The organism is Bacillus sp. GMs2/2 (genome assembly GCF_050172095.1).
Lineage (GTDB): Bacteria > Bacillota > Bacilli > Bacillales > Bacillaceae_G > Bacillus_A > Bacillus_A cereus.
The window spans coordinates 21743-29227 of the sequence record NZ_JBNLYE010000033.1 but is presented as its reverse complement, the minus strand read 5'-3'; the positions used below and the strand labels follow the sequence as shown (position 1 = coordinate 29227).

Sequence of the window (7485 nt, the reverse complement as noted above, 5' to 3'; positions counted from 1 at the left end):
AACTTTTTTCAAAATCCACTTGACTAAAGTAAGTAACTATTTTATTATTAACTTACGTAAGGTAAGTTAATAACTTTTAGGAGGTTTTTAAAATGATGGATTTCGGTCTACTTATTATTCGTCTTATTATAGGAATTACATTCATGGGTCATGGCGCTCAAAAATTATTTGGGTGGTTCGGCGGTTACGGTTTAAAAGGAACAGGTGGCTGGATGGAGTCAATCGGTTTACGTCCTGGTGTATTTATGGCATTTATGGCTGGCGCAACTGAATTACTAGGTGGTTTCTTATTTGCATCAGGTATTTTCATTGTAGTTGGTTCATTATTTATCGTTGGAACAATGTTAATGGCTATCTTCACTGTTCACGGAAAAAATGGTTACTGGGTAACACAAAACGGATATGAATATAACTTAATGTTAATCGCTGTCGCTGTTGGTGTAGCTTTAATCGGACCTGGCGCATACGTTTTACTTTAATTTTTATCTCAAATTTGAGATTCTTGAAAAAAGAACTTACTTCATTACAATTGAAGTAAGTTCTTTTTATGAAACAAAATATTATTTCCAGCAGGATTTTCTCATCGTTATCTTGTAAACAAACAATAAGTATTCATATTTAGAAAGGGGATTACAAGCATGTTATCCATTAATCCAAATGAACAAACTGAAAAAGATAATTACAAATTACTTACTGGAAGTATCATCCCTCGTCCTGTCGCATTCGTTACTTCTGTAACAAAAGAAGGCGTACTAAACGGAGCACCATATAGTTATTTCAATATTGTCGCTGCTAATCCACCACTTATCTCAGTATCTGTACAACGAAAAGCCGGAGAAAGAAAGGACACTTCCCGAAACGCAATTGAAAAAGGAGAATTTGTCGTACATATTTCTGACGAATCATATGTAGCAGCAATTAACGAAACAGCAGCTAATCTCCCGCCAAATGAAAGTGAAATTGAACTAGCAAAACTAACACCAATCGAAAGTGAAGTCATCTCTGTTCCAGGTGTAAAAGAAGCAAATATTCGAATGGAATGCGTATTAGAACGTGCAATTCCACTTGGCGGAACGGAAGACTCACCAGCTTGTGATCTACTAATTGGACGCGTCGTTCGTTTCCACGTTGCCGAACATCTATATGAAAAAGGGCGCATTCACGCCGAAGGACTCAAACCAATAAGCCGCCTAGCAGGACACAACTATGCAAAATTAGGAGAACAATTTGAATTGGTTAGGCCAGTTTAAAAGTGGAAGTGGCCCGTTTAGCTCTGACCAGCTAAGGTTCTCTCGCACAAAAGGTGCTTTTTACCTTTCGTGCGGGAGGTTCTTAGATGCAAAGAGCTGGCCGCTGGAACTGGATATATTTAAAAGCAAGGCGGCTAGATTCCTCCCATCACTCAAATATAAAATCCCCTGCTTTTTAGCAGGGAATTTTATCATTGTAATTCTTCCTTCTTTTCCTCTAAAGTAGGCATTTTCTCTTTTTTCGGCTTCCCTAGCTTAATTACGAAGAAGTATAAGGAAAGCAATGTAATAAGAAAAACAATTAAAAACGGGTACGGAGAGTAAAAGGCACGCGCCGCCTCAGTCTTTCCCGCAACAAATTTCAATGACTCAATATCTAAAAACTCAGCAAACATTTGTACACCGAGCATACTAAACCAAAAAACAAAAAAACTAATAATAATACCAAAAACTTGCTTCAATCTCGTCATTCATCTCATCCTTTCTATATCTGTAATTTTTAGCGCAATAAATATAGTACAAACAAAATATTCACAGAAAGGAACTATCTCACCATTCACGAATTAACTTAATCCAACCTAACATCGAAATTTGCAAAATAATACCCCAAATTATAAGTCTTCTTAGCCATCGAGGATAGAAGGTTAAAAATTTAACATACCATTCCAATAGCTTGTTCATAATTCCCTCCTACATAAAATTATATAGGAAAAAGGATATATAATCCAAACCCAACTAAAATGATACCACCTACTATCTCACCATATGTACCGAGCATATCTTTCGCATGTCTCCCAATTAATAAACCCATCCACGCTAATAACATGCTAACAAATCCAAAAAGTAAAATCGTAATAATTGTTTGTGCTCCATAAATACCAAGACTAAGTCCTACTGAGAAACTATCTATACTGACGCCAAATGCAAATACGAATAAACTAATTCCAATAGGGGCTGTTCTAGTCTCTTCATTTTGTAAAATGCTCGAATATACGATATAAAACCCTAGTCCGATTAATAAAATAGCACCCGCAAAATGTGCGATATCTCCATACTTCTCTGATAAAAAACGACCTAGTACCATTCCTATAAACGGCATAATAATATGAAATATCCCTATCGTCATACCAATATACAGGATTTGTCTTAACTTTAGGGGTATCATCCCCATACCAAGACTCACCGAGAACGCATCCATCCCTAAGGCGAATGCCATAATTATTAAAGGTATTAGCTGTTCAAACGTCATTCATGCCCCTCCTTGGACGTGCTACTTCACAATATGCTTATCCAAGGAGAAATATTCTGTTTGCTAATCTTACCTTATCATTCAATAATAATATGATGTCCTGCCGCTTTTGTTAAACGATTCATAATTGCATTCCCTATTCCTTCATTAGGGAATGACTCACTAAAAATAACATCCACTTCACTTGCATCAAATGTTCTAAGTACATCATATAATTTAGTCGCAACACTAGCTAAGTCACTTCTAACACCACAAGATAATATAACATCTGCACTATATACATGCTGATACTCTTCTGTCGTTAATACGCCTACTTTAAATCCTTCTTCCTTTTTCTCATCCACAAGATGCTGAATAAACTCACGTGAACCCTCAACAATACTAAGTGGTGCTTTCGGCGCATAATGTGTGTATTTCATTCCAGGCGATTTCGGTTTTTCCTTCTCATCCTTTAAAGCTGGATCTAAAGAAACAGTACCTATCACCGCTTCTAATTGTTCTTTCGTAATCCCACCTGGACGTAATATTGTTGGAACCGCGCTTGTACAATCAATTACAGTTGATTCAACGCCTACTCCAGTTGCACCACCATCAACAATACCTGCAATCTTCCCATTCAAATCTTCATATACGTGAGAAGCTAATGTTGGACTTGGACGCCCTGAACGATTCGCACTTGGTGCTGCAACAGGTACATTCGCCTCTTCAATAAGAGCAAGTGCAATTGGATGATCAGGCATTCTTACTCCAACCGTATTAAGTCCTGCCGTCACCTTCTGTGAAATCCCTTCTTTTCTCGGCAAAATAATTGTTAATGGTCCTGGCCAAAAATGCGCCATTAACTTCTCTGCAACTGGTGGAATTTCTTTCACAATCCCATCTAACTGAGATTTTGTACCTATATGGACAATGAGTGGATTATCACTCGGTCTTCCTTTCGCTTCGAAAATTTTCGCGATTGCTTCATCATCCATCGCATTTGCACCTAACCCATATACTGTTTCCGTAGGGAAAGCCACCGCCTCATTTTCTCTTAATAATTTTGCTGCTTCTTGTAACTGTGGATAATATTTTTTTCTTTCCACAACATTATCCACAACCCACATGTTTGTATGCATTTTTTTCCACGTCCTTTTCTACCCTTAAATACTTGTATATTTTTAGTTTACTATGAGATTTATCCAAAAGACAAACAAGGTTTATCCACAAAATGTGGATAAACCTAATTAATCCGTGGATAACTTTGTGAATAGCTGACAATTTAGTATTATTGCATTCTGCTCTTTTATATTTTTACAAAAATGTTCTAGTTGTTGAATTCCCTCTGGAACCTCATCCTTTTCTATAGTAAAAAAGTCAAAAAACTGAAAGATCGGTACAGATTGTGGATGATTTGTTAGTAAGTACAATTGTTGAACACTTTTTTCTTTCATATACTGCAAAAACATTTCAAAAAAATATAAGAAAGTCTGTTTATCCACATGAGGTGTGAATAAACAAGAACGAATAAGCACATCTTCCCCACTTTGTTCATAACCAATTACAGCTCGTATTTCTTCCGCCTCTTCCAAAATCATAAATTGTGCGTACAACTCATTTATTTTATCATCTTTTTTATTAGCTTGTCCGAAAAAAGAATGTAATCTTTCCACATCTGCTTTCGTAGCAAAATACACTTTCTTCATAATAAATCCCTCCTCATTTTTATATATGAAGAGGGATTTATTAATAGTACTATTTAGAGAATAAAGATGTAAAAGCTTCTACAATAAACAATTTAACTTCTGGCTTTTCTTCTTCCTCTTCTACTTTTACATACTCATTTTGTTTTTCTTGTTTTTTCTCCACAGGTTTCTCCACTTTTTCCACAGTTTTTATTTCTTCTTTACTTACAGGCTGCTCTTCGACTTTTGTTTCATTTTTTACTACTTTCTTTTCAGAAGCTGTTACTTTTTTTACTACTTCCTGCTTTACAGCTTTCGTTTCTTTTACCTTATCTACTTTCTTCTCTTCTTTATCTATTACTTCCTCATCTAGTTGTTTCACCTGCTCCTCTTCAGGAGATTCCGCCTTTACAACGTGCTCTTCTTTTCTTACAGCTGTCCCACTCGAAAAATCTAAGAAACACATTGGTGGAAATAATACACACCACCAGTTCGCCCCTTCACCTTCTCCAATTGTGATTAATACTGCTTCATATTCTCCTGCTGGATAAATAAAATTCCCGTATACCTTTGTAGGAAACTTTACATTCTTACTAAATTTCACTTGAAATGAATCTTTACTTCCTTCTCTTTTTAACGTATTTTCCACCGTTTTCTCGATTTCTGGAATATGACTTTGAATTACTTTGCGTGCCTCTTCAAATGAAGTTAAATCCGCTACCCATCCATCAATTTGTGCTTTTACTTCATCACGCACTTTACGCTTTAATGCCTGGTCTTTATCTGAATCACTATTTGCTAAAATTCTTAATCGAACGGCCTCTTTCGGAATAACTGAAGGCCCTTTCGCATCAGCTTTCATATATCCAAACTGCACAAGTAACTGTGCACCAATTAATAGTATAAGAAGATAAGCAATAACTTGTTTTTTCATTTCCTCCACCGTCCCTTCTACAAACAGTGTGGACAGACTTTCATCTTTCTAAACTATTAAATTCAAAATCTATATGAATTTTTCCACAAAAAAATAGAGTAAGGTGTGAACCTTACTCCATCTCTGCAAATACCATACGATCTTTTCCGTTAATATCGAAAACAACCTCAACATGAGCATGTGGAAAAGCTTGTTGTAACAATCTTTTTACATCCTCACCTTGTCCTACTCCAATTTCAAACGCCACAATCGCTTTCTTCTGCAACACATTCGGCAATTCTTCCATAAAACGGCGATAGAAATCTAATCCGTCTTCACCACCAACAAGTGCTCTCTTCGGCTCATGCTCTTTCACAACAGGAGAAAGACCACGCCAATCCTCTTCCGGTATATATGGAGGATTTGAAACAACAACATCTAGTTTTTGACCCGTTTTATGAAATGGTAACAATAAATCACCGTGATAGAACGTTACTTCTGCACCTAAAGCTTTTGCATTTTCTTTTGCAACTTCAATCGACTCTTGTGCAATATCTACTGTATAAACATGAAGATTTTTATTTTCTAAAGCAAGCGTAATAGAAATCGCTCCACTACCTGTACCTATATCTGCTACATGTAGTTTCTCATCACCAAAATGGCGCTCGATTCTTTCTAATACTCCCACTATAAGCTCTTCTGTTTCCGGTCTTGGTATTAATACTTCTTCATTCACAAAGAAAGACCGTCCATAAAACATTTCATAACCAATCATATATTGAATAGGAATACCTTCTACATGCTTGTGGATAAACTCCGTAAAGCTTTTCTCTTGATCCTCAGTTATTTCTTCACGCATATTCATAAGTAATCCTGTTCTGTTCACCTTTAATACATGACAAAGGACAATTTCTCCCGCATTTTCATCTCGTCCATTTTCCTGTAAAAAAGAAGAAGCCCATTTCAGGGCTTCATAGACACGCATTACTCAGCTGCCTCCATCTTTTGAGCCTGATCTTCCATCACTAAGGCATTGATGAAATCATCTAACTTACCTTGTAAGATTTGATCTAGCTTTTGAATCGTTAAACCGATTCGATGGTCTGTAACACGGTTTTGCGGGAAGTTATACGTACGAATACGCTCTGAACGATCTCCCGTACCAACAGCTTGTTTACGGTTTTGATCATACTCAGCTTGCGCTTCTTGTCTAAACTTATCATAAACACGTGCGCGTAATACTTTCATCGCTTTTTCTTTATTCTTGATCTGTGATTTCTCATCCTGACAAGATACAACTACACCAGTCGGTAAATGCGTTAAACGCACCGCTGACATCGTTGTATTAACGCTCTGTCCACCAGGTCCACTAGAAGCGAATGTATCAACACGAACATCTTTCTCGTGAATATCAATTTCTACTTCTTCTGCCTCTGGTAATACAGCTACAGTTGCTGTAGATGTATGAATACGTCCACCAGATTCCGTTTCAGGAACACGTTGTACACGGTGAGCACCATTCTCGAATTTCAGCTTCGCGAAAGCACCTTTACCATTAATCATAAAGATAATCTCTTTATATCCACCTAACTCTGTATAGCTAGCCTCAATAATCTCCGTTTTCCAGCCCTGTACCTCAGCGTAACGGCTATACATACGGTATAAGTCACCAGCAAATAAAGCTGCCTCGTCTCCACCAGCAGCTCCACGAACCTCAACGATAACGTTCTTATCATCATTAGGGTCTTTTGGAACAAGTAAAATTTTCAGACGCTCTGATAATGTTTTATCTTGTGATTCTAACTCAGAAACTTCTTCTTTTACCATTTCACGCATTTCTGCGTCTAACTTATCTTCTAACATTGCTTTCGCATCTTTTAATTGCTCACGAACATCCTTATACTCACGATACACCTCTACCGTTTCCTGTATATCAGACTGTTCCTTTGAATATTCACGAAGCTTATTCGAATCACTAATAATCGCTGGATCACTTAACAATTCATTTAACTTCTCATAACGATTTTCTACAGCTTGCAAACGATCTAACACATCATTCACCTCTACATCCTAGTATCTAATACAAATAGTATATGGTACTTACTCAAAAAAACGCAAATTATATTTAAAAGTGGCGGTGGCTCTTTCAGCTCTGACCAGCTAAGGTTCTTTCGACCTAAAGGTGCTTTTTACCTTTTGGGCGAAAGGTTCTTAGATGCGAAGAGCTAGCCACCAGAACTAGATATATTTAAAAGCACAAGCGGCTCTTTCAGAATCGCAGGCCACTTTCAACTCTCGACCTTGAAGCGCTTTTTGCTTCAAGCGAGAGAGTGAAATCGCCGGAGATTCTAGCCGCTGGAGCTAGATAATATATTTAAAAGTGGCGGTGGCTCTTTCAGCTCTGACCAG

General features: G+C 37.1%; 10 protein-coding genes. 2 read left to right on the top strand and 8 right to left on the bottom strand.

Annotated features, from left to right (window positions below; all coding sequences use genetic code 11):
• Positions 1-92: 92 nt before the first annotated feature.
• Entirely contained in the window at positions 93-479 is a 387-nt protein-coding gene (locus tag ACQGS6_RS07855; protein ID WP_000968616.1) for a DoxX family protein, read from the top strand.
• 159 nt (positions 480-638) lie between these two features.
• Positions 639-1250, top strand: coding sequence for a flavin reductase family protein (locus ACQGS6_RS07850; protein ID WP_000949055.1), 612 nt, complete (start codon positions 639-641; stop codon positions 1248-1250).
• Between the two features lie 191 nt (positions 1251-1441).
• On the opposite strand, the gene ACQGS6_RS07845 is transcribed toward ACQGS6_RS07850, so the two are convergent.
• From ACQGS6_RS07845 to prfA, 8 genes are all read right to left on the bottom strand, one after another.
• Positions 1442-1720: a DUF3935 domain-containing protein gene (locus tag ACQGS6_RS07845; RefSeq protein WP_000197472.1), complete on the bottom strand. Its 279-nt coding sequence runs from the start codon at positions 1718-1720 to the stop codon at positions 1442-1444.
• Between the two features lie 79 nt (positions 1721-1799).
• Positions 1800-1931 carry a hypothetical protein gene (locus ACQGS6_RS07840; RefSeq protein ID WP_001037636.1) on the bottom strand — a complete coding sequence of 44 codons (132 nt, stop codon included), beginning with the start codon at positions 1929-1931 and terminating at the stop codon, positions 1800-1802.
• A gap of 19 nt (positions 1932-1950) precedes the next feature.
• Positions 1951-2499, bottom strand: a complete 549-nt coding sequence (locus tag ACQGS6_RS07835; RefSeq protein ID WP_000142463.1) for a manganese efflux pump MntP family protein — start codon at positions 2497-2499, stop codon at positions 1951-1953.
• 77 nt (positions 2500-2576) lie between these two features.
• Positions 2577-3617, bottom strand: coding sequence for an L-threonylcarbamoyladenylate synthase (locus ACQGS6_RS07830; RefSeq protein ID WP_000557359.1), 1041 nt, complete (start codon positions 3615-3617; stop codon positions 2577-2579).
• A gap of 108 nt (positions 3618-3725) precedes the next feature.
• Positions 3726-4184 carry a mechanosensitive ion channel protein gene (locus ACQGS6_RS07825; protein WP_000758437.1) on the bottom strand — a complete coding sequence of 153 codons (459 nt, stop codon included), beginning with the start codon at positions 4182-4184 and terminating at the stop codon, positions 3726-3728.
• Between the two features lie 49 nt (positions 4185-4233).
• A complete protein-coding gene (gene spoIIR, locus ACQGS6_RS07820) occupies positions 4234-5097 on the bottom strand; it encodes a stage II sporulation protein R (protein ID WP_000745063.1) in 864 nt (287 codons plus the stop codon).
• Positions 5098-5209: 112 nt separating this feature from the next.
• Positions 5210-6061: a peptide chain release factor N(5)-glutamine methyltransferase gene (prmC, locus tag ACQGS6_RS07815; protein ID WP_326318545.1), complete on the bottom strand. Its 852-nt coding sequence runs from the start codon at positions 6059-6061 to the stop codon at positions 5210-5212.
• Entirely contained in the window at positions 6061-7128 is a 1068-nt protein-coding gene (gene prfA / locus ACQGS6_RS07810) for a peptide chain release factor 1 (protein ID WP_000887064.1), read from the bottom strand. Before prfA ends, prmC begins: the two co-directional genes overlap by 1 nt.
• Positions 7129-7485: the final 357 nt, after the last annotated feature.

Excerpts from the sequence above, each read along its gene's own strand:
- ACQGS6_RS07855 (WP_000968616.1), top strand. The coding sequence starts at position 93 with ATGATGGATTTCGGTCTACTTATTATTCGTCTTATTATAGGAATTACA.
- ACQGS6_RS07850 (WP_000949055.1), top strand. The coding sequence starts at position 639 with ATGTTATCCATTAATCCAAATGAACAAACTGAAAAAGATAATTACAAA.
- ACQGS6_RS07845 (WP_000197472.1), bottom strand. The coding sequence starts at position 1,720 with ATGACGAGATTGAAGCAAGTTTTTGGTATTATTATTAGTTTTTTTGTT.
- ACQGS6_RS07840 (WP_001037636.1), bottom strand. The coding sequence starts at position 1,931 with ATGAACAAGCTATTGGAATGGTATGTTAAATTTTTAACCTTCTATCCT.
- ACQGS6_RS07835 (WP_000142463.1), bottom strand. The coding sequence starts at position 2,499 with ATGACGTTTGAACAGCTAATACCTTTAATAATTATGGCATTCGCCTTA.
- ACQGS6_RS07830 (WP_000557359.1), bottom strand. The coding sequence starts at position 3,617 with ATGCATACAAACATGTGGGTTGTGGATAATGTTGTGGAAAGAAAAAAA.
- ACQGS6_RS07825 (WP_000758437.1), bottom strand. The coding sequence starts at position 4,184 with ATGAAGAAAGTGTATTTTGCTACGAAAGCAGATGTGGAAAGATTACAT.
- spoIIR (WP_000745063.1), bottom strand. The coding sequence starts at position 5,097 with ATGAAAAAACAAGTTATTGCTTATCTTCTTATACTATTAATTGGTGCA.
- prmC (WP_326318545.1), bottom strand. The coding sequence starts at position 6,061 with ATGCGTGTCTATGAAGCCCTGAAATGGGCTTCTTCTTTTTTACAGGAA.